Origin of the sequence: Nostoc sp. KVJ3 (assembly GCF_026127265.1) — a bacterium.
Classification (GTDB): domain Bacteria; phylum Cyanobacteriota; class Cyanobacteriia; order Cyanobacteriales; family Nostocaceae; genus Nostoc.
On sequence record NZ_WWFG01000001.1, the window covers coordinates 571,674 to 596,277 of the forward strand.

Below are 24,604 nucleotides of genomic sequence, written 5' to 3' on the forward strand. Positions count from 1 at the left end.
AGTAATCAGAAGCATCCAAAAATGGCAAAGAATAATCAGACTGTTCTGACACTAACCTTACTAATTACAGCAAGTCTTATCGGTATATTTGCTGTTTTGGGCTGGATTGGATATTCGTTAACACGGTCTAAGTCTGAGAGCAAAAGTCCAGGAAACACTGATTTAGTTAACACAACTACTAATTCTGGCTCATTGAAGCAGGTAGAAATTACCACAGCCCGCAATGTCGATTACAGTCAGTTGCAGAAATATTTACAAAACAAAGATTGGCAACAAGCAGATCGAGAAACTTACCTGAGAATGCTAGATGTTGCCGGGACTAAGGCACAAGCAGAGGGTGCTATTAGCAAAGATGAAATGAATGCACTTTCGTGTGTTGACTTAAAAACTATTGACAAGCTTTGGAGTGCAGCCAGTGATGGGAAGTTGGGCTTTAGCGCTCAAGAAAAGATTTTGAGGGAACAAAAAAACGACTATCGCAAGATGTATGACGCGGTTGGATGGCAAACCTTAACAGGTGAGTGGCTGATTCAGTGGAACTATAATCAGCAAACTAAAAGATACGAGTATAAACCTGGCAAGGAACCAAACTTTAAAACCTTCCCCCCAGGACATCTACCAACTGTGGAGAGAGGATATAACTTTGGTGTTTCTCTAGATGTGGCACTGACGAGGTGCGGGATTTAAGTTAGCACAATTTGAAGCGGTTCTTGCCAACTGGAGTTTAGACTAAAAGCGATATGAGAGAACGCAAATCAAAAGGAATTAGAGGTTAAAAATATTATCTTGTCAGCCTTAAAGCATCCTGACCTTTAACAATTATTGTGTAGTATACCTGCTCAGAAAATAATACAATAATGATAATCATGAAAAGGGTGGGAGAGAAACGAGCGTCGCTCGTTTCTCTCCCACCCCCCTTATTCGATTATCATTATCATATAATAAGCAAGAAGAAAAGGGGTGTCTGATTGAATACAGGCCCCCTTTTGGCAGAAGCTGAGAAACGAACTACCATTACTCAGATGCCAAGATGAAACGTGCCAGATTAGAAGAATTCCGTCAAGCAGTCTACAAATATTTAGGCAGAGCACACGATGCAACTTTTGAGTTGACAGATGCCATATTGCTAACTAGAAATGTTTATTGCCTAGCAGAATTGTCCCTATCGCCAGTATTTAGAAGGAAGTGGCCAAGTATCTATGAGGCACTACAAGATAGTAGGCCACAGCGACAGAAATTGATGCAGCTATATATCAAACAAATCCCCGCAGAGGGACGACCATTGTTAGCAGGAGATCACACAAACTGGTCACGCCCAGATGCCGTCAGGTTGCAAGAGCGAACTTATGAGCATAGTGGCACATCCATAGCAGGAAATAAACCGATTACCATTGGTCAAGGATATAGCACAATTGCCTGGATACCTGAAAATGAGGGAAGTTGGGCATTACCATTAAGACATGAACGGATCACAAGTGCCGAAAGTCCTATTGGGAAAGCAATTTGGCAACTCAAACAGGTGTGTAAATATTTGCCTACCAGACCGATTTCAGTTTGGGATAGTGAATATGGTTGTGCGCCTTTTATCTTAAAAACTGCGAATATTCCAGCAGATATTCTCGTTCGGTTGCGTTCAAATCTGTGTTTATGGGGTGAACCAAAAGCTTATTCGGGAAAGGGGCGACCTAAAAAGCATGGTGATAAATTTAAACTGAATGAGCCCACAACATGGAATGAAGCAACATCTGTATTAGAAATAAATGACCCAAAATTAGGACGTGTGCGTGTGAGCTTGTGGAAAGATTTACACTTCCGTCAGGCTGCTACACGTCCAATGTTAATCATCAGAGTTGAACGTCTGGACGCGCAAGGTAACATGAGAGTGTCCAAACCTTTGTGGTTGGCTTGGGTAGGAGAAGAAATGCCACCCTTAGAAGAAGTTTGGTGTCTTTACTTGCGTCGCTTTACCATTGACCACTGGTATCGCTTTTTGAAGCAGCGTCTACATTGGACTGTACCAAACTTTGGTACTCCTAAGCAAAGTGAACGGTGGAGTGACCTCATGCCTCTGATGACTTGGGAATTGTGGTTAGCCCGCGATATCGTTACTGACAATCCTTTACCTTGGCAGAAGTCTCTAGATAAATTGACCCCTGGAAGAGTTGCTCAAGCTATAGGTGGAGTTTTTGCGGCCATTGGTACTCCCACCTCTGCACCCAAACCTCGCGGAAAGTCTCCCGGTTGGCAACAAGGAAAGAAGCGTCACCGTAAAAACCGATGTCCCATTGTTAAAAAAACAGTAGCACGACCACCTAAAGAACCATCTGTTGCTGTTTAATACCCAAGATTCTTCATACTTTTGCTAAGTCTCTGATTAACTCAGCCCTGCTGGGTCATTTTCCATTGCTTAGTCTAAACTCCAGTGCCAATCTAACTGCAACTGTAAGTGAGCATTGCCGCTATTAATGGCAATTTCTACCCAACCGTGACTGCCAACTAAAGCTATTATTTCTCCCACGTTAACATCACTGTAAGTTTCACAGCCTGGTATATTCAACCCAGCAGCTTGCACATACCAAGTTTTGCCTTGTATGTAATTCGCTGGAATGTTACTCACCAGGTTGCCAAAGCGATCGATATATTGAATGCAACCCACTACACCGTTGCTTGTTTGCTGGCACTCGTCTATATCGAGTTTGACTAAACTTGCTGGATCAATTTCTTGTCCTAGCTGTTTGAGGGGGACACCACTAGCAAGATTAGCTGCCACTGGTGCAAAGATATCTCTACCGTGAAAAGTGTTACTTGGTTGAGAAGTTCGCCAATAGTTAAGATTTGTAAGTTCGACGGCTGCGTAGGCGTAGCCAGTCGTAGACATCGCCAGACTTTGACTAAGTACCCCACTAAAGATACCATTATCTGGGCCGACTAAAAACCCTTGAGCAAATTCTACTGCGATCGCTCGTCGCTTGCTTCCCACACCCGGATCTACTACTACCAGATGCACTGTCCCTACGGGGAAATAGGGATAAGCATTCATCAGGCAAAATCTGGCTGCGGCGATGTCTTGCGGCGGAATTTGGTGTGTTAAGTCTATTACTGTCAGTCTGGGGTTGATTTGGGCTATGACTCCCTTCATTATGCCTACATAGGTATCGCGATCGCCAAAATCGCTTAGAAAAGTTATGAGTCTTTGTTGAGCTATCTGCTTCTCAGACATAATTTTTGTTAAAAAATACATGAAGTCGGAAAATTCTGTAGCAACAGCTACAGAATATGTGTTATGTTAACAAGAGAAGACATAAACTAAAAGAATAAAGAAAGTAATTACTATGAATCAAGGTAGACTACAAAGTGCAAAAAAAGCACAAGAAGCCCACAGAGAGAATATTCAAAAAAGCCTAGAGCATCGCTTGCAAGTAGCCAGAGCAAAGGGCGACGAACAACTAATTCGTCAACTGGAAGCTGAGATGAGGTATTCCAGCTAAATCAAGTTTTCATTGTTCTTAGTTTGTTGTGTAACCCGCTACGGCGGGTTTTTTTTGTTTTTAGAGGGGTTCTCTGGTGTACGGTAGTGGTAGAGTTTTTATAGTCAGCCTGTGAACAGTTCAGCTTTGTATTTGCCAAGGCTAGGGTCAAAATAACTAGCAATGATATCTAATTCTATTTGCTTGGCTTTAACCTCAGCAGCTAACCTGTTTTCAATAGTGTCAGCTAAATTTAATAAGAAGTATTTCTGATTGCCATTAAACAAAGCGCTAGGAAATCTTAATCTAAGATAACCTTTAAATACTTCAATACCAATTTTCATGGTAATCCTTTGACTATTTTGGATAGTCACTGGATAGTCAAAGGAGAGTTAAAACAAAGATTCAGCTTCTATGACCACCAATGTACAGAAGCTGAAACCCTTATATAGATTAACTTTTAAAGTGGCTCAGGTCGGAGTTGAACCAACGACCCCAGGCTTATGAGTCCCGTGCTCTAACCAACTGAGCTACTGAGCCATGTTTTTTCAAATCATTTACTACTATACCATACAAATTTGCTTAAGACAGCCCCTTTTGCAATTTTCTGACAAATTTCATCCCTGTGGAGGCAATAGAAAGCAAAAGAGGGAGTTTACAGTACTCAGGTCTGAGTCTTGAGTGCTGAGTCAAGTAGAAAGTACTCAGCACTTTTAATCTCCCTTAGCTAACAAGGCGGTGATTTAGTTACACACAGCCAAGAATTACACGCGATTTTGTGGTAGGAAGGCTATTGGATTAACAGCACCCTTTCCTGGTGGATGGATTTCAAAGTGGCAGTGAGTACCAGTGCTATGACCAGTAGTACCCATCAAAGCAATTGTTTGTCCTTGATGTACCTCCTGACCTGGTTGCACCAAAATCTTACTGTTATGAGCGTACCGAGTCAGACTGCCGTCAGGATGGCGGATATCGACAACATTACCATAGCCTCCACTGTTCCAGCCTGCTTTTTCAATTACACCATCAGCTGATGCGGCAATCGGAGTGCCAGTGGAGTTAGCAATATCAATTCCTTTGTGCGGTCTTCCCCAGCGCATACCAAAGCCAGAAGTGAGAGTACCCTTCGCAGGCCAGTTGTAAGCCAAGGTTGAAGTAGATGGAGGAGGTGTCAATTCGTCAATGGGTCTGGGCAAATATTGATCCACTGCTGCCAAAGGTGGTATTACCTGTGGAGAAACTGTTCTTCCCCGCATCATTCCTAAGGAGTCAGAGGCATTTACTCTTCCAGGAGGTGTTGCAACTCGTGTGCCTGATGGGGTGCGAGAAGGAGTCCACTGACTAGCAGACCCTAGATTAGGCAAGAACTCTGGGTTTACTGGCTCGATAGGGCGTACAGCAGCACTGAATTGAGGCTTAATTGGCTGAACGCTATAGTTAGACCTAATAGGTGCAGGAACTGGGATTGGTATCGCTACGCTATTGGGTCGAACTGCGGAATTAGGTGCTGCGAAATTATCAGGGGTAGAAACAGGAGTGAGCATCGCAGTATTATTCGTTTCGGTAGCCGCTGCTACTGGTACAACTAAGTTACCAGACTGTTGAGCGCGATATTTCTGCTGTAATCTCTGAATTTCTGCTTGCAAGCCCCGCAAACGATCGCTATTATTTACCCTTGCTACCTTATTTGTTGGTGTTTTTGGCTGTTGCATTTCGGCAAAAGCTGTTGGCACCGGATCTTCACCACCAACACCATAATACTTAGCTGTAGCCGGGGCTGTTTCTAAGTCGGTGGCACTATTTGCCTGAATCTGATTCTTCGCCCTTACTGGTGTAGGGACGGCAACGCTATTTTTGTCGGCAATAGTTGGTGATTCTAAAGTAGGTAGATATGAGTTTGCACTACCAATGTTCATTGGAGAGGTAGCCGCCTTTGGAGTTTTGCTGGACTCTACAAAAGTGGGTTGACTCGCTACATCGGGTTGAATTGCTACACTTACCCCAACTTGACCAGCAGGAATAATTAGTTGTTGACTAATTTGCAGTTCGTTGGGATTGTTAAGGTTGTTTGCCTTAACTAGTTCTGAGACTGAGGTATTGTATTTACTGGCGATCGCTGCTAGTGTATCTCCAGGCTTAACTTCGTAGGCTGTTCGAGCCGAAGACGCAATCAGTGTTGGTTTAACTGGTGCTGGTACAGTTGCACTTGTCTGTGCCTTCTGTTTTAGCCTTGATATCAATTTCGCTTTGCTTGCATCGTCAGAAGTGTTTGACTGAGCTAATGCAGTTCCCTCAGCTACAGTCGTTGGCTGCGCCAACCCCATATCAGCTTGTGATAAATTTTCAGTCTCACCAGGCCGCAACTGTGCCAGGCTCTTTCTTAACCGATTAGATTTTTCTTGTAAGCGATTCAGTGCAAACTCTTGTTGCGCCTTAAGTTGTGCATTTATTTCACTGTTGACTGCACCCGATGTTGCTACTGTTTGGGGCTGGGCAGATTGTGATGCATTTGTACTACCAACACCATCAGCACTAGAGTCAGACAGATTATTGACTGTTGGGAAACTAGTCTCGGCTAATGTATTGTTCAATCCCTGTGCCACTTGCGGCTTCAGGTTGGTGGAATTTTTATAATTCGCTGTTGCTTGGAAAAACGTTGCTGATGCTGGAGGTTGCAAAGACATTCCATTTGCCGCGACTTGCCATTTAGCTTCAAGCCCAGGCACTTGTGAGACTGCCGTTGGTTCCACGATCGCAGGATTTTCCGGCACGCTCGCTGATGAGACTGCTTTGGACTCCAGCTTTGTGGAGGCGAATTTCACCTCAGTGTCAGGAACAGCAGGAATTGCTGAGGTTGCCTTTTGGCTGCCTACAGGCACTGCTGCTTGGGCTTGATCGCTTTGTCGAGTCACCAAAAGGCTGGTTGCTCCCATAGAGATTGCCAAGCCAATCATGGCAGCTTTTGTCCGCACCCGGCGGTTAACTTTTGGATTCATCACATTTAGCAGTTCTACCGGGGCATCATCGCTGCTGGGGTTATTGTTCAACACAGCTTTTACTCTCTTCTTTAATGCTCGTTTCAAAGACGACCTCCTATGATCACTAGCGCTTAACTGACCTCAATTTTTCACTTGCATCCTAGTCAATGACTTAGATCGCAAAGAATGATTGATCGAGATCACATTCACCAGAGATGCTTACGCAAGATTAACCTGCTTCTCTGATTTAGACAAGTTCACATTTTTTAGCCAAACTTAAAGTTTGCTGTGTTCACTTGTCCGAACCACTCCTAACACCACTTAGGACGTTTTACTCTTTACCATTGTCCGCGTTTGTCTTGCGTCAATCGCGGGGACTGGACAAACTATTTGCCAAGTCCTATAGTCACTGCCGAAAATTAAATTGCTGCGACTTCTGGAAAAGTTATGCCCTCTGCTGTAGATATCTTCAAGATATTTCTACCCAATCAGTCTTCTCAACACGAGACTTTACGTTGATTATTCCCTAAAAAACAACCGTATTAACTATCATCTGCTTTTGGGCTGCTTTTTAGCATTCATTGAGCAAATATAGCTCAAATATACAACCTGGGCGGGTTTTAGGGCTTTCGTTGCCTAATTTAGGATGTTTCAAATTCATCAAAATCTATCATTCAAATTTGGCAATATCCCAAGTTTTATATACAAATTTCTTATAACAACCTTCCTCTATTTGTAAGTATCTTCCACTACATTTCACCAAGAAACCCAATTTTCGGTATATTGTTTTACATATTGTTGCTGTCACCAAGAAAATTTTTGCTGCCACAAATAAATCGTCTAATGGACTCTCGGACATATCCTAAGTGTATTCACTTAGGACTGTGAAGGTAAACAACTATTGTAAATAGCCTAACTGACGGCGTGTTTCAAATAAGCCAATTGCTACACTTACTGACAGATTCAAGCTGCGAACCCCCGGTTGGCTCATGGGAATATACAAGGTGGCATCACAATCTGACAGAATTTTTGGTGGTAAGCCCGTGGTTTCACTACCAAATAGTAGCCAATCATTATCCTGAAATTGAAAGCTTACATAATTACAATTTCCACCAACTGTATAACCCAACCATCTGCCTCCACGCTCCTGATGTATGTTTTTAAAGGCTTCTAGCGATTCGTGATAGTGTAATTTGACATAAGGCCAGTAATCTAAGCCCGCTCTTTTGAGGTAGCGATCGCTAATTTCAAACCCCAAAGGCCCGACCAAATGTAACTCCGTACCTGTAGCTGCACAAGTACGGGCAATATTACCTGTATTAGGAGGGATTTGCGGGTTAACTAAAACTACCTGAGGCATTGTCCGTATAATTTACGTATTGTATAAAACATTTTATTGTCAATGTTAAATCTACCAAAGGGTAGAGGCGATTCATAGGTTTTGTTAATAATAATCAAGCATCCTCAATTGATTAGATTTTTAAACCGAAGCACAAACCCTCCCAGAGTAGTGCCTGAGAGGATATTTGGCTAGAATCAGAAAATGTTAAGTTTTGTGTAGAAATAATAAGTGCTTGTGTATTTTAGGGCTGGTAGTATCTCCAAGGAATTGGGAATAGGGAATAAACTTGTTAAATAATTCCCCCTTGTCTCCCATGTCTCCCCCTACTCCCTACTCCCTACCTCTTCAATTAAGTCGATAGAGAAGAACACAATTTGTCTTCGAGTTCAATTTCGCGCTCTTGGGTAGCGAGAATAGCTTGGGTGATGACGCGCTGGGTGTCAAAACCGACTGTGTGTAACTGTAACCACTGTTGAGCCTCATTACCTTCGCGGAGGATTTTGTGCAAAGGGGAAAGGAAACAGCTAAAGCCTCGTTGTTTTGCGATCGCCCAAACATCTTGGTACATTTGAGAAATCCAATCCCTCGCTAAGATGCTTCTACCATCTTCCCAATGCCGCAGTTGAGCATCTAGACTACCAGCAGCGGCGGCAGCTTCGTTGTCAGCAGTTAGAGTGACGAGTTCATCAGCAGAAAAGGTACTTTGGGTTAATGGATCGATGCTGGGATTTTCAATTATTTGCAACAAGCGGGCTTCTAATAAGGCACTAATGGCTAGCAAGGCAATGGGATCTGTGACTAAATCGCAAATTCGCAGTTCTAGGCGATTTAGGTCATAAGGGCGGCGATCGCCATTTGGTCGCACTGATGCCCACAAATGCCGCACATTTTGCATGGTTCCAGCAGCGAGTTGATTTTCCACCCACTGAATATGATCGGCGTGGCTGGCAAATAAGGGTACGTGGCTGGGCGTTTGCGGGAAAAGTCCCCAACGAGTGGAGTGATAGCCAGTAGTTCTGCCATCCAGGAAGGGAGATGAGGCACTGAGGGCGAGAAATAGGGGTGCTTCCATACGGATGACTCGACACGCCCGCATTAATACTTCTGGATCGCTGATACCGACATTAATGTGGACGCTTGCTGTGACTACTTTTGTCCCGTAGGTATTTTCAATGTAATCATGATAGGGGTTTGCTGGATCGGAACGCAGAAAGCGATCGCCTCCACTCAAAGATAAAGTACTGCCTGGTATTAGGGTGTAATCGCCCAAGCGATTGAGATAGTTTCGCAATTTTCGCCGGGGACGAAGCAAGGCACACAATAAATTCTCGTAATTATGGGATGGTTGGGTTATGTATTCGACGTTACGGCTGTCCGGCTCCCGCATAAATCCATCTAAAGCCGCAACGATTTTGTCGGAGAGACCGACGATTTCACCTTGAGGTGTGCCAGTGTACATCTCAATCTCAAAGCCTTTTAATAAGACCACCTTGTTCTCCTCGGCTCTCTCTGCCTATAAATTGTATCGAATAAGACGAATATCTGGATCTATCTTTTAGTCAATCAAAGGTTAAGAATCATTTAATTCCTAACTCACGTTAATCAGGACGACAGATTTGATTATTGACTGTCCTCCAAGAAAATATTCCTGTTGAAGTATAAAAAATATCCTAATATTGGGTTAAGTACGGTACAGAATAAAATCATTGGGCGAATCACTCTGTTGCACAATATTGAGACGGAGAAACTGCGCCCAGGCTTTATCATTAAGTAAGTTTAAAGCAGTTTTGGGATTGTTAATTGCGATCGCGCTGATAATTTTACGCCATCCTTGTTCCAATTGCTCAATAAAAGCCTCTTCACTAGAAATCTGCTTCAGTAACAGAAGTGCCGTTTTAAAAATTGCTGAATCAGCTTGTATATTCTTCGATCTTAACCCTTGAAGTGCCACATTTAACCACACAGGAAGAAGTTCTAGCCAGTTATTTTGTTCTATCTCTTTGAGGGCAATATCTTCCATACCTAGCGCACCCCACACACATAAAGATTCTATAGCTAGTTGAAAATCACGCTTTTCTAGAGAATTTTGCCATAATTTTTGAGCGTGATTTTGGAAGCGATTAGCGAGAAATTCGTAAGCTTCCTCGACTTGATCCAAAATTGTAACTTTATAAACCGACTCGCCTAGTGGTAAGTAATCGCCGCGATAAGATAGCCAGTTATGAGATCCACAAAGATAGATTTCTTTATCAACTATTACTTCTTTAACATGGGAATCTCCCAACAAAAAAACTTGTACAGATGGTAAACCATCAGGTGTTTTTATCGATTGAAGTTTTTTCTCTATTTCCGGTGAAATTGCTTGATCTTCATCTTCTTGTCGCCGCGCAATTCCATGTCCAATTAAAACCCAAACTCCGCGATTAGCTAATTTCTGTAACAGAGTTAGAAATTTTTCATTGACAACTGCCTGATTCACCCAAGGAGAATAAATCATCACCTGACTTTTAGCCGAATTTAAAACCTCTGAAAAAGCTTGGCTAATTTGTCCATCGCGTAACTGTACAGCTTTACCGACCACTTTAGAGTTATCTACTGTTTTACTGGAACTCGCAGCAGTTTGTAACACCTTTTGACGAATATTTTCGAGTCTAAATTCTATATCAGTATTTTTCTGCTTGAGAATGGCTTCACGTTCAAAATGGATGGTTTTAGTTGATAATTTGCATAATTCTTGTAAAGAAATTTTTCCTTCATCATGTAGCATTTGTAAGCAATTTGATGCTAATTCTAAAATTTGCTTTCCATTTCTTATTTGAATGCTCAATTTATCTTCAATGGCATCGAATATGACGAAAAGTGATATCTTTCTCCAAAATTTTTGAGTCGAATTTAATATCTTATAAGAAGTGACAATTTTTCCCTCTTCTGGTAAATGAAGTGTTAAACCTGAAGCCTGAATATTTTTTTGGATTTCCTCAAGCGTTAATGCGGAAATATCAATAATTGTATTATCAATATTTATAAAATCTGCTAAGTCAGGCAAATTTATTACTGTCTCGCTTAGTGATTCAGATTGAAAGATTATTTTCTCACTTAAAGGGTCTGTAATAGCATTAAGCTGTACCGGATATGGAGGCTGTGGTACAGAGCCTTTTTCATAAAATGAACGACCTTCAGAAGTGACTGTAATTGGTGATGTTGCTGATAGAGTTTGTAACGAGCGGAGAGTTGCTGTAGTGGTTTTGATAAATATAGAGTCAAGACCTAGTACAGAGGCTAATTCCTCTTCTGTTGGTGAAGGTTGAAATTCAATAGCAGCACGGATAATAAATTCTTCGAGTACGTTAAACTGGCGGGGTTCTTTGATATTTACTTCTATGGGAGTTTGACGTAAACTATAACGAAATTGACGCGCTGCTAAGACTGATAAACTAGGACTTTGGGCTTCTATTTCATCTCCAAAGTTTTTGAGATTATCATCAATAGGTTTAGCAGAAGAAGCGAGAAATATCAACGAAACCTCCATACAGATGCACTATGTTTTAAACATTGGAGTATCTACTCCTGATTTGTCCATGTTGCTAGGTAAATAGCTAATTACAACCCACAATTAATAGTAATTATTGAGCAAGGTAAAATTCAATACCCCGTTCTGAATTCTTGGCAAATCCCACATTTTTTTACTATTATTCTGTTTAGGTTAGGTTCTAAGATATAGCGGTTCTCATTTATGTGAGGTACACCCGTAGGGGCAATTCATGAATTGCCTCTACACCTTATGAGATGATGTTGTACCACGTTTGAATGGGAACCGCTATACCATATTCTAGTTTACGTTTATTTTGGGTAATATTGCCCACAGACAAATAAAATTCCCAACTTATAAGAAATTGGGAATCTAAGCCTTTCGATTTTCACAAATCAAATATTTTTTAGCTTGCCTATTTTGTATGCCAATTAGATAGCTATGGTTCTCTATCTAGAATCTCCATCAATTTAGATAACCACAATATTGGTGTTACTCAGGACAGGATTGCCAGACAATCCAGCAATTTGCAATGGTGCAGATCCGCCTAAGCTGCCATCGGCATCGAAGAACAAAGCTCCATTTGTCGTATTGTAAATGAAGCGTTGAGTTGTGGTGTTTGCTGTCGTAATACCCGCACCGAAACGAAAACGGTCTGAGGTTAATGCACCTGCAACTAATCCCCCACCAAAGCCTGTGGCAGATATCTGAATCTTATCGCCACCAGAGCCACTGAAGCCATTAATTGTATCTAAGCGATCGCTAGAAGTTGTAAACCGATAAGTATCTGCCCCATCACCTCCGGTTAGCACATCATTTCCGGCACCACCAACCAGTAGGTCATTACCAGTACCACCGATCAGCGTGTCATTGCCACCACCACCAGTAAGCGTGTCATTGCCAGCACCTCCATTCAGGCTATCATTAGCAGTACCGCCAGCGATCGCATTGTTTCCACTATCGCCAGTGAAGACTCGTCCCAGATCGTTGAGTGTCAAACGGTAATCTCCGGTAGCCCCTGAACCAGCGACATCGCCCAGACCAGTCAGAGGGCTATAATTAGAGTTCGGGTTGAGCGATACACCGACGTAGTATGTGCCCCCCTGAGCAAATGTATAAGCCAAGTAGGAGAACTGACTAGCAGTTTCACCCGGCGCGGCTCCATCGTTGTTAGCCGCGAGTTGTGTGCCATTTGAGTTGAAGACTCTTAGGTAGCTATTGAGGTTTGATCCATTGCGAGAATCCACATCAAACCCGACTCGTTGCCCAGCAGAGATGATAAACTTAACCAAATCGGCATCAGTTTGGGGATTCAAGGAAAAATCAACGAATTGACCTAGTGTCTTGGTACTACCTACATAATTACTAACTTCAGCGATCGTGTCATCAGGATCTTGACTCGGACTGACAAATTTTGAAGTCAGCGTGTAGTTTGTGGAACCGTTAACCCCCTGAACCCGCGCAAAATACCGCCCGGTTCCAAGTACCCGTGAGATAGTTTCTGTAGGCGAGTTCAAAGCGTTGGATGTTACCAAGATATCACCTGCATCGATCGCATTGTTGTTGTTGGCATCTTTGATCAATGAAAGTGATAAGTCTTCACCGCCAACGCCCGTTGTGTTCAGCGTCACTTCGTAGGTATTTGGTAAATCAAAGCGATAGAAGTCATTGACATCGCTGGAAGCATCAAAGAATTGTTCTATGTAGTCTTGGAAAGTTTGATTGGGCGGCGTTGTCCCAGCGATCGCTGCTAGTGGGCGGGCTGTGCTTAAGGTATTGCCGGCGTAGTCTGCCACCAATCGGATGTAGTAGGCGGCTTGTTCACCTGTACCACTCGTATGCAGAAAGTAGGTTCCGGCTGCCAAATTGGTAGTCAGTGAGTTACCACTAAAGGGCGTAATGGTTTCACCAGCATCGAGCCGTTGGTTATTGTTCAAGTCTCGGACAATTGACACAGAGGGATTCTGCGTACCTCTAGAGTAATAGGGGTTGTTAGATGCTGAAGCCGAAAGTTGGCCAGCATTGGTCATCGTAAACTTGAAGTAATCAGCGAAATCACCCGCACTGATGCCAAACCCATCATCTATAAAGGGTGTCTCCCCAATTAAAGCACCAAGCGATCGCGCCTTTGACATATTGTTATACGCCTGTGGATCGCTCTTAACAGCATCGAAGTCGGAATCGAGATCGAGTTGATAGGTGGTATAAGCCCCATTTGGCACTACTTGAACGTAATAAGTACCTGCATCTAAGGTGGTTGATAGCTGATCGTCTCCTGGGTTCGACGATGAGAGGAAAACTTCTCCTGCGGAAATAAACCCGTCGTTGTTTGTGTCACGCGCGAGGCGTAAATTGGCATCGAAGGTTGGAGGCGCAAAGTTATCAGTATCGATGTCCAACCGTAAATCTACAGGTGAAGTCTTATCCAAGGTGAATTTGTAGAGGTCGTTAGCATCTTCATAGGTTGGCAAAGATGGATTTCCTACCATGTCATACAAGCGACGACTACTACCGCTGACGTTCCCTAGGTTTCGTGCTGTGCCAGTAACATCACCCGCGTAATCAGTGACAATGCGGACGGTGTAAGGGTCAGCGCCGGAAATCTGGGTGTACTTGACATAGTAAGTGCCAGCAGGGGCAGAATAGCGATCGACATTGAGACCGTTGCCAAAAACCGCACCAGAGACCGTTTGTAGTACATTACCGTTGGAATCTAGCAGTTGCATGGTGGCTTGCAACCCACCACTAGAGGTGTCTCTCATCCGCAGACTTATGGTGCCAGGCGCTTCCATAGTGAACTTCATGATATCGACGTTATCACGATAGTCCAGATAGTCTTGCCAGTTAATCTTGCTATAATAATTCGGCTTACTACTGGTTTGACCCCAACTGATGCCGAGATCCCTGGCTGTTCCTAAAGTTGAACCAGAATAGTCATTATATAAATACAGTGAATAGTTTGTCGGGTTTCCCGAATAGGAGTGTACCTTCACGTAGTAGTACTGATTACCCTGTAGCGAAGCGTTGATTGTCTCGCTCAGGTTGCTACCCTGGGTACTACTGGCAACTAGGTTTTGGTTTTGGTCGTAGAGGTAGAGATCCGCGTCGGCTGACAAGCCGTTGAGAGGGGCGTAGAGGGTCGATGGCCCATACCCGGTATAAAACTCGTAGTAATCGTCAGTGTCAGTTGAACTAACTGAATCGTTGAGGATTACATTCTGCTCAAGGAAAAGGTTTGAGTCTGGAGCAATAGCTGTGGCGGTGGAAAAAGTATTGTTAGGTTCTGTCATAGAAAAATTCTTAACTAAAGCATAGAGATAAAAAACAAGGAAATATGCACAGATAAATTCTGAAAGCCTTTCAAGCTTCTTGAGCAGCCTTAAGGTAATGCAATTCTCAGACTTTTTTGATGTAGCAAAGATTAAGTTTTAATAATCTTTACAAATATGGCAAAACGTCAACTAAATTAATGTGAGTTCGACGAACCTCTCCCTGGCTTAAACTAAAGTTAAAGTTTATCCCTCTCCGAGTCGGAGAGGGACGATTTTGCGTAGTAAAACCAGGGAGAGGTCTTTTTAATTAGAGCAAGCCTTAAAAATGGGTGATATTCAAAAGACTAAAACGTTAAGTGAAACGTATTAGATCGTCTCCAGAAAAATTTTTATCAGCATGAACTAGAGTTTTTATTACTTTAGTTATACTCCTATTGATTACTCAGAGTGTTCAACTTGAGTATTTCCCTTATTAAGTATGAATTATCAACTAGAAAATACTCAACTGAATTCAGTCGCTAGCAGGATGAGACTCAGCCCAATATTTTTTACAATAGATTATAAATCTTTTGGAAACAGAATATGCCTCTTCATAAACTTGAACATTTTGACCCCAACTATCGAGAAACTTTTGGCGGAGACGATGTTAAAGTACTGGATCTTTATACTGAAGGAGGAGATAGAGTTGGCTCAGTCGCGGATGTTTTAGTTGATGATGATGGTCGCTTCCGGTATTTAGTTATTGATACAAGCGTAGATTTATTTGGTAAAAAAATATTATTACCAGTTGGTCTTTCTCGGATCGATTATCCCGCAAGACGAGTCTATGTGGATGGCTTAAGTAAACACCAAGTAGAAAGTTTGGTTGAATATAATGAAGATACTATCTTTAATCGCGATTATGAAGAAAAGGTACGCAGTGTATTTCGTTCTCCAACCAGCGATGTGAATTATGATCGTGATACATACAATTACCAAACCGAACCAGCTTTATACGGTTTAAATGAGCAATCTCATCAAACTTTTAGACTTTATGAAGAACGATTAATTGCCAATAAACAACGCATCAAAACTGGAGAAGTAACCATTGGTAAGCACATTGAAACAGAAATTGCACACATTACAGTACCTATTTAAAAAGAACGAGTTTTAATTGAGCGAGTTGTGCCAACAGAAGTCGGAAAGGTTGTAGCTTCTAATGAAGCTAAGTTCCAACAAGGGGAAGTAGCACGCATAGAAGTCTATGAAGAAACGCCTGAGATACATAAAGAAGCCTTTGTGCGTGAAGAAGTCAGAATTAAGAAAGTAGTAGAACGGGATACCGTGGAAACAGAAGATACCATTCGTCGAGAAGAATTGGATGTTGATACTGCTGGTAATTTACACGTGCATGAAAATGGCATTACTACACATGAAGCCATTTAAAAATATTTTTTAAAAGTTGTGGAGACGTGAAATTGGACTTCGTTCCGCTACGCTAACACGTCTCTAGAGGCTTTGAAAAAAATCAAATTCACGACTTATTCGATTTGTGAAAACCCACTGTGTCCAGATCTCTGACTTCTTTAAAAAGTCGGGGATCTAACTTTTTAAAACAATTTTTGATTAATTGCTGTACATACCGCAAATAAAATATCTATAACTTTTGATTATTTAACTACAGAAATAATTCATTCGGCGGAAGGAGGTAGAGAAGTAAATGAGTATCATACTTTAGTTATTAGGAAATGAAAAGAAATTTTTGAGGTTTAAATATATATGGTTCTCCACAAACTAGAAGATTTTGAGCCTAACTATCGGGATGCCTTTGAAGGTCATGATATTAATGGGCTTGGAGTTTATACACAAGGAACTGATGAAAAAGTTGGTACTGTCAGCGATGTTTTAGTTGATGAAGAAGGTCATTTTCGCTATCTAGTCGTTGACTTAGGCTTCTGGATTTTTGGGAAAAAAGTATTGTTACCAATTGGTCGTGCCCGGATCGACTACAATGTTGATCGCGTCTACACAATTGGCTTGACTAGAGAGCAAGCAGAAGATTTGCCTGAGTTCAATGAACGCCAAACCCTTGATTACGACTATGAAGAACGGGTGCGTGGTGTATATCGCCAACCTACAGACTACAACCTTCCTATAGATGCTTCAGGGCCATTAGACCCTTTAACACCACCTTTAGTACCACCTGTAGCCCCATTGGATACAACTCCCGCTCGCTACACATACGAAAATGAGCCTTCTTTATACGGTTTAAATGAGCAAGATCATCAAACTCTGAGATTGTATGAAGAACGGCTCATTGCTAGTAAACGCCGCCAAAAAACTGGAGAAGTATCAATTGGCAAGCGCGTCGAGACTGATACTGCACGGGTTGCAGTGCCAGTAGAAAGAGAGCGGGTTGTGATTGAGCGTGTCACTCCAGCAGATGCAGGTACTGCCGCTTCTGGGCGCGAAGCAGACTTCCATGAAGGTGAAGTTGCTCGCATAGAAATCCACGAAGAAACTGCTGATGTTCGTAAAGAAGCATTTTTGCGTGAAGAAGTCAGAGTTAGAAAAGTGGTGGATCAAGACACAGTTGAAACCCAAGAAACCGTACGTCGTGAAGAGTTAGATGTGAATTCTACTAATCTTCCAGTTGAAGAACGCTAACTAAAAGATATCTCCGAAAAATAATGTAGAGACGCAAAATTTTGCATCTCTACATTCAAGGGTTATGGATAACGTATATTTAATTTGCGGAGATGTCTATTTGATTAATTTAGCTCAGTAGAAATCAGTTCATAAACTTTGCATATTATGAATAGCTAACCGATGGCAACAAACATTGGACAGGCAAACTGGAATTCTGGCACTAACACCTCATTAGCAGATTTAAGAAAGAAGGTAAATAATTTTGCTGTATTCGATCGGCAAGGTCAGCTAGTAGGAGTAGTTCATGATTTAATTGTGGATGCTAATCGGCGGTTAAACCTAGTTATATCGAACCAAGTGAATCAACAGCAGTTAGCTGATAAACATCCTTCTCTATTTCGATTGCAGAGCCAGAGAATAAAAAAAATCGACAAGCCGACTAAATCTGTTTTCATCGACTTAAACAAATCAGAAATCGAGTATATGCCTGAATATTTAGAAACAGAAACACCAGGCGATGACTACGACGGGCTACGCCTAAGCAACTCAACTGAGCAATTAACCAATAATCAAACTACAAATGGTGCAGTTGATCCAGTAGATTCGGAAAAGGTTAGTGAAGAACAGATTATTCGTCTCCTAGAAGAACGACTAGTTGTCGAAAGCAGTAGACGAAAAGTTGGTGAGGTGATTGTTCGCAAAGTAATCGAAACCCGAATGGTACAAGTTCCTGTCCGGCGAGAAAGGCTGATTGTGGAGCAAATTAGCCCAGAACACAAACAACTTGCAGAAATTGATTTAGGACAAGGGGAAATTACTGGCGTTGACTTGACTGAAGTAGAAAGACTTGAAATTACGCATTTTGACAGGGGTTTAATGGTAAGTGGTGAATTTAGCTCGCCTAAAACTGCTAGTTTATTGTTGAATGCGATCGCACTAGAACGAAATCATGGCTGCAACCAGGTGCGTGTTACCATTGCCGTTGAAGATGAATCACATCAAAAAAAATACCAAGAGTGGTTTGACCGGTGTTCTCAAGGTCAATCACCAAAGCCTGAAAAATAAGTTTCTAGCAGATAAATTAGTAGGGTGGGCATTGCTCACCCTATTTTTTTGCTGATTTTTGAAAAGAAAGTTGAAGTTTCCCTTGCCTTGTGGATAAGTTGAATGTCTCGAAAGCAACTTAATTTACAATACTAAGCAGTTGCCGTTCTTTTGGCTACTTGCAATGAAATTTCGACTAAAGAGACTTTCACACAAGAAACGACAGCGTCTGATCCCACCTATTCAAATTCAAGTTCAAGATGGAAAATTTGAGATTATAGGTATGGGTGCATGGCATTCCTATTGGCGCGATCCCTACCATTTGCTGCTAACAATTCCCTGGACTGGCTTTCTGTTCCTGATTTGTACTTTCTATATAAGTATTAATGCTCTATTTGCCCTAGCTTACTTGATGGGAGGAGATTGTATTGCCAACGCCCGACCCGGCTCTTTTTTAGATGTCTTTTTCTTTAGCGTGCAAACCCTAGCATCCATCGGCTATGGGGCAATGTATCCTAAAACAACTTACGCCAACATTATTGTCACCATTGAAGCAATGATCGGTTTAGTGGGAATTGCTGTGATGACAGGACTAGCATTTGCTCGATTTTCCCGGCCCACAGCCAGGGTACTTTTTAGCCGTGTTGCTGTAATTACACCTCATGATGCAATTCCAACTCTTATATTTCGCACCGCTAATCAGCGTCGCAATATGATTCTAGAGGCGCAAATGCGAGTCTACTTAATGCGCGACGAAATTACCCTAGAAGGGCAGTTCATGCGTCGGTTCTACGATCTCAAACTGCTGAGGAATCAAACACCTAGCTTTACCTTAAGCTGGTCAGTGATGCATGTCATTGATGAGTTTAGTCCTCTATATGGGATGACACCAGAATCGTTAGTCCAGACAAATACTATGCTAATTGTCTCTTTGAGTGGCATTGATGAAACGGTTACACAGGTCGTCCATGCCCGTCATAGTTATGCTGCTAATGAAATTTTGTGGAACAATCAATTTGTCGATATCTTTTATCACACACCTGATGGACATCGCTACATTGATTACAACCGCTTCCACGATGTTTTACCTTTAGATGAAATACTTTGAATGTCTGAAAGTTACTCAGAAGCCTCATTGAGTTGTGGTTGTGCTTTAACGACAACTCGACCATTTTCAACTACAGTGCAACTTTTAACCATGCTTTTGCTGCGGTTAACTGGCATATCCTGACACTGGTTTTGGTGGGAGATATTTTGCTCCTGTTGTTGGTTGAGGACTACAACACAACAGGCGCAGGAGGGTAAGGACATATAACGTATTTTGATCACTATATTAATAATTATCGCTCTACTGTTGCTGTTTGGATGAAAAATTTGCTAGTGAGAATATTTAAAAGCCCTCTTTTTATTAAAGGGGTTGAGGATCTCTTCTGCCTAAGTCCTAAAAATAAATCCGTAAAGACGCAAAATTTCTGAACCGGATTGGAGTCATCCTGATTGTTTAAGTATAATTACAGATGATTGTCAAGTATCTAAGGTATAAATTTTATTATCCTATAAAAATATAGCCATAAAATAACTTAGTAGGCAAGTGTTTTAAATATTTTACGCTTGGGGATTTTTTAGCGCAATTCACATAATATTTAATGGGTCTACATCAATAGTTAAGCTAACAGAGGGCGGACAAAGCGATCGCACTTCTTCCCAATCTGGCAATTGTGGCAAGGCATCGGGGGCAAATTTAATCAGTATTTGCCAACGATAACGATTAGCTACCCGTAAAATACTCGCTGGTGCTGGCCCTAATATCTCGAATTCTTCTTCTGTACTCAAGGTTGTGGCAATGATTTGGGCGGTATTTTGCACTTGAATGGGATCGAGACTACTTAAGCGCAACAAAATTAACCGCCCATAAGGGGGATAATTGAGGGCTTGGCGTTGTTCTAGTTCAGCTTGGGAGAAAGAGTGATAATCGTGCGATCGCACCGCCGCAATTACCTGATGCTCTGTAGTATAAGTTTGTACAATTACTCTACCCGGATCTTCGCCTCTCCCGGCACGCCCAGCGACTTGAGTCAAGGTTTGAAATGCCCGTTCACTGGCGCGATAATCTGATAAATTTAGCAATCCATCGGCGGCGACAACGCCCACAAGTGTTACCTGTGGTAAATCCAAACCTTTGGTAAGCATTTGCGTACCTACTAATAAATCTGCTTCACCGTTGGCAAACTGGGTGAGTAGAGTCCGGTGTGAGCCTTTATTACGGGTGGTATCGCTATCAAAACGAATCAAGCGTAACTCTGGAAATTGTCGCGCTAATTCTTGCGTAACTCGCTGAGTGCCACTACCGAAAAATTTTAGGTAAGGTGAACTACAATCGGGGCAGAATTTAGGGTGCGATCGCGCATAATTACAATAATGACAGCGCAATAATTCCGGCGCTTTTTCTTCGGTGTGGTGGTACGCTAACGAAACATCACAGTGCGGACATTCCAACACATATCCACAACTGCGACATGAGACAAAAGTACTGTGTCCCCGACGATGGATAAATAAAATTCCCTGTTGTTTTCTCTGTTGCAACTGTTGCAAAGCTTCTTGCAGCGATCTACTAAATATAGATCGATTTCCCTGCTGCAACTCTTGCCGCATATCGACTATTTCCACGGGCGGTAAAGGGCGGGAATTGATGCGTTCGGGCAAACTTAAGTAATGTGAAGAGTTAGGAGTTATGAATTCTTCCCCTGCCCCCTGCCCCCTGCCCCCTGCCCCCTGCATTCCGACGCTTACCCAACTCTCTAAGGAAGGGGTGGCAGAACCTAACAATAAAGGGCAATTTTCTAATTCGGCTCGCCACTGGGCGACGGTGCGGGCGTGGTAGGTGGGTATGGGTGAGTCTTGCTTAAAGCTGCTGTCGTGTTCTTCGTCTAAAATAATTAAACCTAAGTTGGGTAAAGGGGCGAAAACGGCGCTGCGAGTCCCAATGACAACTTGTGGTTCTCCTGTAAGCATTTGTCGCCAAGTGTCGTAACGTTCACCGTCGGAGAGGGCGCTGTGATAAACGCTGACTTTATTGCCAAAACGAGCGCGAAAACGATCGGTTAGCTGGGGTGTAAGGCCAATTTCGGGGACTAAGACAAGGGCGGATTTACCTTGATTCAAGAGAGGTGCGATCGCTTGCAAATATACTTCGGTTTTTCCTGAGCCTGTCACCCCATGCAATAAAACTTGAGCAAATCCATCTAGTGTCTGGATTGTTTCTAAGGCGCTGGCTTGGGCAGTAGTTAAAGATTTAGCCCCATCACCTGCTAATGCTGGGCCTTGTTCGGTTCGCAATACTTCCCGTTCTTCAATGACGATGTAACCCTTTTGTGTCAAGGTTTTGAGGATAGAAGAACTAGCATTGCAAATTTGCAGTAATTCATTTTGCCACAACTCCCCATTGTGCCGTCGCAGCACTTCTAAAATCTCTCTTTGGCGGGTAGTTAAGTCGCTATCGATTGTACCTGTGAGCGTGACTGCTTTTTGCAGCTTTGGTTTAGTTAGTCGCGGCGGTTCTAAGTAGCTTTCTACTAAACCAAATCGTAGCAACTCCCTAATTCCCCGATAAGCAGATTTGACTTTTTGTTGGAGGTAGGCGAAACTATAATTCCCCGCAGGTTGCCTTTGCAAAAGTTCCCAAACTTGCCGCGCGGTTGGAGTCAAAAAAGCTGAAGGATTAGGAGATGCCAGTAAATAACTACTCCCTGCTGGTTTCCCTCCTCTAACCAGGCGAATACGACGCTGCGATCGCCCCAACAACCCTGGTGGGAGAGCAACCCGGATTACTTGAATTAGAGGCGTATAGTAATATGCAGCAACTCGATTGAGTAATTCCCAATAAGCACTGGGGAAAAACCCAACGCTGACTATATCTTCTACTTCTCGGATTTTTTCTGGTGCTAAATCGATATTTGGTTGTGCCAGTAACCGAATTGCGATCGCTCCTAATTGTTGTGCCCCAAATGGCACGCTCAAAATATCCCCTGGTTTTATTTCTAACTGGGCTGGCAATCGATAAGTAAATAATCCTGTACTTCCTGGACAGTCTACCAGAACTTCAACCCACCTATTAAGAGTTGCATCTGAATGGTATGATTCACTAGCTTGGGCCACCACTAAAGGAGATAAATTTATGTCATTAATATACATAGTTACTGACTTTATAGTTAGATGTTTCACTCACATAGTTTGTCAAAATTAACTTAGCTAAATAAAGTTTAATTTCCCGCTTTCTTCATCTTAAATAGTACTTTTAAATACTGTTATTATTCATAATACTTGATAAGTTTCCTCTTATGTAATCTACTAGACAAATTCGTATCAACTATAAATGCAATAAATATTTGGTACCCACTATACAAATAAAAGTATGTCGGCTCTTGCTGCAACAGTTGCTCTATCTACTAAATAGGGAGTAGCCTTTTTCCGCCTATCGATAGATATTCAACTCTTTCAGTATATGAGATGCTTTTATACAAATAAGATCGTACTGAAGTTAGGCTGCCATCATTGTAATTTGTATTAACTGGGTAATTTGAAGTCAGGAATGCATGACCCAATCACTAGGTTTTGAATTTATCCAGTGACTTCCAATACCTAAACATGAGAAATATATATTTATAAATATATATGAAAGTTTAAGAAATTTGGATGTTTAGCCAATTTTTATGTTTGTTCAGGTTGAGAAAGTTTGAGGGGGTTTGACATATTTGGTAATTAAGAAAAAAATGAAGAATATAATCTGTTGGAAGCCTGAAAAAAAAGTTTTGTTGGGTGCAAAGGTCAGTTTCGTTATAGGTTGTATCTAACTATAACCTGTAGGTTGTAAGTAGATACAGATTTTTATTCCTGAATAAAAATTAGCATAAGCTTGTATTTCGCTATGTAAACCGGGTGCATTCGTCCATTAGGGAAAACTACCAAGCCTCAAACGAGTAGCTGTAACTAAATTATGTACCAAACAAAACAACAATCCCTAAAGGAAACTATGAATATTGTTGAATTGGGAAAAATGGAAATACTAGAGAATGCTGCTGATATTGAAGAACCATCACTCGATAGTTTACATGCAGTGGCAGATGAAGAAACTCCAATTTTAGTAGAAAATCTGGAATCAGATGAACGCGACGGGGATGACATGGCTGCGGCCCGTCCTTCGGGATACAATAAAACCGAGCATGATGATGCTGTCGGCGCGTTTTTTAAAGAAATGGCGCGTTATCCGCTTCTCAAAGCTGATGAAGAGGTAGAGTTAGCGCGGCGAGTTAGGTTTCTGGAGGAAATTAGAGAATTACAAGCTGCTTTAAACTTAAAATTGGGACACGAACCTAGCAAATTAGAAGTAGCTTCCGAGCTAGAAATGACCGAAAAGCAACTAGAAAGTCGCTTATATCAAGGTAGAGTAGCAAAACGCAAAATGATTCGCTCTAACTTGAGATTGGTAGTTTCTATTGCCAAGCGATATCTAAATCGGGGAGTGCCTTTTCTGGATTTAATTCAGGAAGGAGCAATGGGTTTAAATCGCGCTACAGAAAAGTTTGACCCAGATAAGGGATATAAGTTTTCTACCTACGCCTATTGGTGGATTAGACAAGCTATCACCAGGGCTATAGCTAATGATGCACGGACAATTCGGCTACCTATTCATATTGTTGAAAAGCTTAACAAGCTGAAAAAAGCCCAACGGGAACTCAAACAAAAACTCTGTCGTAATCCTACTGAAGGTGAAATGGCAGAAACTTTGGAAATTAGTGTCCAACAACTACGCCAGTTACAACAACTACGCCGTCAAGCACTTTCTCTAAACCACCGCGTCGGTAAAGAAGAAGACACGGAATTGATGGATTTGCTAGAAGATGAAGATAACCTGTCTCCAGAAGCAAAAATGAATGAAAACATGATGCGTCAGGAGATTTGGGAAGTCTTGGGTGACGTGTTAACTCCACGCGAAAAAGATGTGATTTCTCTACGCTATGGTTTGACAACCAGTGAACCCTGTACTTTAGAAGAAGTCGGGAATATGTTCAATCTTTCCCGTGAGCGAGTGCGTCAAATTCAAAGCAAAGCCATGCGGAAATTGCGCCGTCCCCACATAGCCAAACGCTTAAAAGGTTGGTTAATCTAGTTACATTATAGTGACAACGCAATGCAAACCGTTTTCTGCAATTGCGGTATCGCTGGCTGAAAATCCAAAAGACCTTGAATTTGCTGTTGACGTGTTCAACGGCAACTCGGCAACACGCTAAATTACGATTAAACTGCTTCTCTTCCTTGGTCAATTTGCTTTTTCTTGGCTTCTTTCT

17 protein-coding genes, 1 tRNA gene and 1 pseudogene are annotated in these 24,604 nt (G+C 42.0%); 8 read left to right on the plus strand and 11 right to left on the minus strand.

Annotation, left to right across the window (positions count from 1 at the left end):
* Positions 1 to 21: 21 nt before the first annotated feature.
* Positions 22 to 687: a GUN4 domain-containing protein gene (locus GTQ43_RS02435; RefSeq protein ID WP_265270369.1), complete on the plus strand. Its 666-nt coding sequence runs from the start codon at positions 22 to 24 to the stop codon at positions 685 to 687.
* Positions 688 to 1,030: 343 nt separating this feature from the next.
* Positions 1,031 to 2,338, plus strand: a complete 1,308-nt coding sequence (locus tag GTQ43_RS02440; protein WP_265270371.1) for an NF041680 family putative transposase — start codon at positions 1,031 to 1,033, stop codon at positions 2,336 to 2,338.
* Positions 2,339 to 2,407: 69 nt separating this feature from the next.
* Here the strand turns inward: GTQ43_RS02440 and GTQ43_RS02445 are convergent, their stop codons facing one another.
* The gene (locus tag GTQ43_RS02445; protein WP_265270373.1) at positions 2,408 to 3,220 is read right to left on the minus strand and encodes an S-adenosyl-l-methionine hydroxide adenosyltransferase family protein; all 813 of its coding nucleotides are present in this window, start codon (positions 3,218 to 3,220) and stop codon (positions 2,408 to 2,410) included.
* A 112-nt stretch (positions 3,221 to 3,332) separates the two neighbouring features.
* On the opposite strand from GTQ43_RS02445, the gene GTQ43_RS02450 reads away from it, so the two are divergent.
* The gene (locus tag GTQ43_RS02450) at positions 3,333 to 3,488 is read left to right on the plus strand and encodes a hypothetical protein (RefSeq protein ID WP_265270375.1); all 156 of its coding nucleotides are present in this window, start codon (positions 3,333 to 3,335) and stop codon (positions 3,486 to 3,488) included.
* Between the two features lie 104 nt (positions 3,489 to 3,592).
* Here the strand turns inward: GTQ43_RS02450 and GTQ43_RS02455 are convergent, their stop codons facing one another.
* The 7 genes from GTQ43_RS02455 to GTQ43_RS41400 form a co-directional block, all read right to left on the minus strand.
* Positions 3,593 to 3,811, minus strand: coding sequence for a hypothetical protein (locus GTQ43_RS02455; protein ID WP_265270377.1), 219 nt, complete (start codon positions 3,809 to 3,811; stop codon positions 3,593 to 3,595).
* A 122-nt stretch (positions 3,812 to 3,933) separates the two neighbouring features.
* Positions 3,934 to 4,007, minus strand: a tRNA-Met gene (locus tag GTQ43_RS02460).
* 224 nt (positions 4,008 to 4,231) lie between these two features.
* The gene (locus tag GTQ43_RS02465; protein WP_265270379.1) at positions 4,232 to 6,550 is read right to left on the minus strand and encodes a peptidoglycan DD-metalloendopeptidase family protein; all 2,319 of its coding nucleotides are present in this window, start codon (positions 6,548 to 6,550) and stop codon (positions 4,232 to 4,234) included.
* A gap of 793 nt (positions 6,551 to 7,343) precedes the next feature.
* Entirely contained in the window at positions 7,344 to 7,805 is a 462-nt protein-coding gene (locus GTQ43_RS02470) for a tRNA (cytidine(34)-2'-O)-methyltransferase (RefSeq protein ID WP_265270381.1), read from the minus strand.
* A gap of 331 nt (positions 7,806 to 8,136) precedes the next feature.
* Positions 8,137 to 9,276 carry a glutamate--cysteine ligase gene (gene gshA / locus GTQ43_RS02475; RefSeq protein ID WP_265270383.1) on the minus strand — a complete coding sequence of 380 codons (1,140 nt, stop codon included), beginning with the start codon at positions 9,274 to 9,276 and terminating at the stop codon, positions 8,137 to 8,139.
* A 192-nt stretch (positions 9,277 to 9,468) separates the two neighbouring features.
* Positions 9,469 to 11,316, minus strand: a complete 1,848-nt coding sequence (locus GTQ43_RS02480) for a hypothetical protein (RefSeq protein WP_265270385.1) — start codon at positions 11,314 to 11,316, stop codon at positions 9,469 to 9,471.
* 470 nt (positions 11,317 to 11,786) lie between these two features.
* On the minus strand, positions 11,787 to 14,606 hold the full coding sequence (locus tag GTQ43_RS41400; RefSeq protein WP_321162372.1) for a pre-peptidase C-terminal domain-containing protein: 2,820 nt from the start codon (positions 14,604 to 14,606) through the stop codon (positions 11,787 to 11,789).
* A gap of 564 nt (positions 14,607 to 15,170) precedes the next feature.
* Between GTQ43_RS41400 and GTQ43_RS02495 the strand changes: the two are divergent.
* The 4 genes and pseudogenes from GTQ43_RS02495 (at position 15,171) to GTQ43_RS02510 (ending at position 19,368) form a co-directional block, all read left to right on the plus strand.
* A pseudogene (locus GTQ43_RS02495) lies at positions 15,171 to 16,013 on the plus strand (DUF2382 domain-containing protein).
* 333 nt (positions 16,014 to 16,346) lie between these two features.
* The gene (locus GTQ43_RS02500) at positions 16,347 to 17,234 is read left to right on the plus strand and encodes a DUF2382 domain-containing protein (protein ID WP_265270387.1); all 888 of its coding nucleotides are present in this window, start codon (positions 16,347 to 16,349) and stop codon (positions 17,232 to 17,234) included.
* A 162-nt stretch (positions 17,235 to 17,396) separates the two neighbouring features.
* Positions 17,397 to 18,281, plus strand: coding sequence for a YsnF/AvaK domain-containing protein (locus tag GTQ43_RS02505; RefSeq protein WP_265270389.1), 885 nt, complete (start codon positions 17,397 to 17,399; stop codon positions 18,279 to 18,281).
* 163 nt (positions 18,282 to 18,444) lie between these two features.
* Positions 18,445 to 19,368, plus strand: a complete 924-nt coding sequence (locus GTQ43_RS02510) for an ion channel (protein ID WP_265270391.1) — start codon at positions 18,445 to 18,447, stop codon at positions 19,366 to 19,368.
* Between the two features lie 11 nt (positions 19,369 to 19,379).
* Here GTQ43_RS02510 and GTQ43_RS02515 read toward each other — a convergent pair whose 3' ends face one another.
* Together GTQ43_RS02515 and priA are read right to left on the minus strand one after the other, a co-directional pair.
* Positions 19,380 to 19,571, minus strand: a complete 192-nt coding sequence (locus tag GTQ43_RS02515) for a hypothetical protein (RefSeq protein WP_265270394.1) — start codon at positions 19,569 to 19,571, stop codon at positions 19,380 to 19,382.
* Between the two features lie 321 nt (positions 19,572 to 19,892).
* Positions 19,893 to 22,451: a primosomal protein N' gene (gene priA, locus GTQ43_RS02520; protein WP_265270396.1), complete on the minus strand. Its 2,559-nt coding sequence runs from the start codon at positions 22,449 to 22,451 to the stop codon at positions 19,893 to 19,895.
* A gap of 802 nt (positions 22,452 to 23,253) precedes the next feature.
* Here priA and GTQ43_RS02525 point away from each other — a divergent pair.
* Positions 23,254 to 24,426 carry an RpoD/SigA family RNA polymerase sigma factor gene (locus GTQ43_RS02525; protein ID WP_265270398.1) on the plus strand — a complete coding sequence of 391 codons (1,173 nt, stop codon included), beginning with the start codon at positions 23,254 to 23,256 and terminating at the stop codon, positions 24,424 to 24,426.
* Here GTQ43_RS02525 and GTQ43_RS41680 read toward each other — a convergent pair.
* Entirely contained in the window at positions 24,326 to 24,580 is a 255-nt protein-coding gene (locus GTQ43_RS41680) for a hypothetical protein (RefSeq protein ID WP_414859086.1), read from the minus strand. The genes GTQ43_RS02525 and GTQ43_RS41680 overlap by 101 nt on opposite strands.
* Between the last annotated feature and the right edge of the window lie 24 nt (positions 24,581 to 24,604).

Excerpts from the sequence above, each read along its gene's own strand:
- GTQ43_RS02450 (WP_265270375.1), top strand. The coding sequence starts at position 3,333 with ATGAATCAAGGTAGACTACAAAGTGCAAAAAAAGCACAAGAAGCCCAC.
- GTQ43_RS02500 (WP_265270387.1), top strand. The coding sequence starts at position 16,347 with ATGGTTCTCCACAAACTAGAAGATTTTGAGCCTAACTATCGGGATGCC.
- GTQ43_RS02480 (WP_265270385.1), bottom strand. The coding sequence starts at position 11,316 with ATGGAGGTTTCGTTGATATTTCTCGCTTCTTCTGCTAAACCTATTGAT.
- GTQ43_RS02510 (WP_265270391.1), top strand. The coding sequence starts at position 18,445 with ATGAAATTTCGACTAAAGAGACTTTCACACAAGAAACGACAGCGTCTG.
- GTQ43_RS02470 (WP_265270381.1), bottom strand. The coding sequence starts at position 7,805 with ATGCCTCAGGTAGTTTTAGTTAACCCGCAAATCCCTCCTAATACAGGT.
- priA (WP_265270396.1), bottom strand. The coding sequence starts at position 22,451 with ATGTATATTAATGACATAAATTTATCTCCTTTAGTGGTGGCCCAAGCT.
- GTQ43_RS02505 (WP_265270389.1), top strand. The coding sequence starts at position 17,397 with ATGGCAACAAACATTGGACAGGCAAACTGGAATTCTGGCACTAACACC.
- GTQ43_RS41400 (WP_321162372.1), bottom strand. The coding sequence starts at position 14,606 with ATGACAGAACCTAACAATACTTTTTCCACCGCCACAGCTATTGCTCCA.
- GTQ43_RS02515 (WP_265270394.1), bottom strand. The coding sequence starts at position 19,571 with ATGTCCTTACCCTCCTGCGCCTGTTGTGTTGTAGTCCTCAACCAACAA.
- GTQ43_RS02435 (WP_265270369.1), top strand. The coding sequence starts at position 22 with ATGGCAAAGAATAATCAGACTGTTCTGACACTAACCTTACTAATTACA.
- GTQ43_RS02525 (WP_265270398.1), top strand. The coding sequence starts at position 23,254 with ATGTACCAAACAAAACAACAATCCCTAAAGGAAACTATGAATATTGTT.
- GTQ43_RS02455 (WP_265270377.1), bottom strand. The coding sequence starts at position 3,811 with ATGAAAATTGGTATTGAAGTATTTAAAGGTTATCTTAGATTAAGATTT.
- GTQ43_RS02440 (WP_265270371.1), top strand. The coding sequence starts at position 1,031 with ATGAAACGTGCCAGATTAGAAGAATTCCGTCAAGCAGTCTACAAATAT.
- GTQ43_RS02445 (WP_265270373.1), bottom strand. The coding sequence starts at position 3,220 with ATGTCTGAGAAGCAGATAGCTCAACAAAGACTCATAACTTTTCTAAGC.